Source organism: Rhodococcus sp. (in: high G+C Gram-positive bacteria) (genome assembly GCF_049286785.1).
Classification (GTDB): Bacteria; Actinomycetota; Actinomycetes; order Mycobacteriales; family Mycobacteriaceae; genus Rhodococcus_F.
In genome coordinates this window covers 1-2037 of record NZ_JBAQEO010000774.1, presented here as the reverse complement: position 1 = coordinate 2037, position 2037 = coordinate 1, and the positions used below count along the sequence as shown (strand labels likewise).

Annotated in this window: 2 protein-coding genes; one reads left to right on the top strand and one right to left on the bottom strand. The window is 67.7% G+C overall.

Annotated features, from left to right (window positions below; translation table 11 throughout):
- Positions 1-1700 (top strand): aminotransferase class V-fold PLP-dependent enzyme (locus WAW17_RS27925; protein ID WP_422336108.1); only part of this gene is annotated, 1700 nt, incomplete at its 5' end.
- A gap of 70 nt (positions 1701-1770) precedes the next feature.
- On the opposite strand, the gene WAW17_RS27920 is transcribed toward WAW17_RS27925, so the two are convergent.
- Positions 1771-2037: hypothetical protein (locus WAW17_RS27920; protein ID WP_422336107.1), on the bottom strand; the 267-nt coding region annotated here is incomplete at its 5' end.

Sequence of the window (2037 nt, the reverse complement as noted above, 5' to 3'; positions counted from 1 at the left end):
TCCCGCGCTACGCCAACACTCACACCGAAAGCTCCGGCACCGGATTACAGACCTCACTGCTGCGGCAGGACGCACGCCAGATCATCCACCACGCGGTCGGCGGTACCGAGACCGATCTGGTGATCTTTTGCGGGTCCGGGGCGACGTCGGCGGACCGACCATTACGCATCGGTAGCTTCTCGGCCGCCTCCAACGTCACCGGCGTCTTGTCGGGCGCCGACCGGATCGCCACCCTGCTGCACGAGCACGGCGCGTTGTCCTTCTGGGACTACGCCGCCGCCGGGGCCTACGTCCCGATCCGGATGCGGGACAGTGCATCTGGTCGTGGTGATCACAAGGATGCGGTATTCCTCTCGCCCCGCCGGTTCCCCGCACGCGACATCGCGAGCGCGATCGAGAACGAGATCAGCCCTTGCGGGGACGAGGAATCGGGAAGCTCGATCGACCACATCGGCGCGCTGGCGCGTCTCGAGGAGTCAGAGCAAGCGTGGAGATCTTTCCCGCCGCCGAAGGAGATGGGCAACAGCATGACCGTGGAGCACCCGGGTCTGCCCGCAAGACCCGTCTACCTGGACTACAACGCGACCACACCCGTCGACCCCCGAGTCGTCGAGGCCCTACTACCGGCACTCCGGGAGAACTTCGGCAACCCTTCGAGCGACCACGCGTTCGGCGCCGCACCCAAGGCGGCCCTGCGACTGGCACGCGAGCAGGTCGCCACGTTCGTGGGTTCCTCCCCACAAGAAATCGTCTTCACCGGCAGCGGCTCGGAGGCAAACGCCCTCGCCATCCGAGGCGCCGTCCTGGCCGCGATGACCGCTGGCCAGGACAAACCGCACGTGATCACGCAGGTCACCGAGCACCCCGCGGTCCTCGCCGCATGCCGGGCGCTGCACGATCTCCACGGTGTGGAGATCACCTACCTTCCCGTCGACGGCCACGGAATCCTCGCCCCACCCGACGTCGAGGCGGCGATCACCTCTCGGACTGTCCTGGTCACCGTCATGCATGCGAACAACGAGACAGGCACGCTCCAGCCGATCCGGGAGATCGCAGACGTGACCAGGCGGCACCGAGTCCTCCTGCACTCCGACGCCGCTCAGAGCGCCGGGAAGATCGCCCTCGATGTCGAGGCCCTCGGCGTCGACCTGCTCACCGTCGTCGGGCACAAGATGTACGCCCCGAAAGGCATTGCAGCCCTGTATGTTCGCGAGGGAGTGTCGATGGTGCCGCTCATCGGCGGCGGAGGGCAAGAACGCGGTATGCGGGCCGGGACGGAGAACGTCGCCTTCGCCACGGCACTCGGAGTCGCCGCCGAGCTGGCCGCCACAGCATTGGTCGAGGGCGAGCCGTACCGGCTCGCGGTGCTGCGCGACCGCCTCGTCGCAATGCTGTCCGAATTCCTGCCAGGCCGGGTTCATCTGCACGGTCATCCGAGCCGGCGCCTGCCCAACACCGCCAACCTGCACATCGACGGCGCGGAGGGGCCCGCGGTCCTCGCCGCTGCACCGGACATCGCCGCGTCCACCGGGTCGGCCTGTCACTCCGGGATTCACGAGCCTTCCCCCGTCCTGCGGGCGATGGGCATCGAGCACGACGCCGCGCTCGGCGCGATACGCCTGTCCCTGGGTCGCTGGACGCGGGAGAAGGACGTGGCCATCGCTGTCGAAGCCATCTCCCGCGCGACCGCGTCGCGCTGAGCTAACCGCAGGAGTCGACCAGCGACAAGGCGGTGGAGCGGGTGCTGTCTGGACGACGAGCGCTGTGACCTCACCGGAATCCGGTGAGCTGCGGGGCGATGCGCCACGGTCCGAAAACACACACCGCGCTCCTCAACAGCCGTGCGGCATAGTGTGAGGTCACGAACTGAATGCTGTGAAAGGGCGTGGATCGGTGCTGCTGGTGGTCGGTGGCATCGCTGACGTTACCGTCCGCATCGACGCGTCTGAACCGAGCCACGATGGACGACTTGACTGCAGCGCAAGCCCGCGCGTACGACGCCTGGTTCGACACGTCCTGGGGTGCGCATGCGTGGGC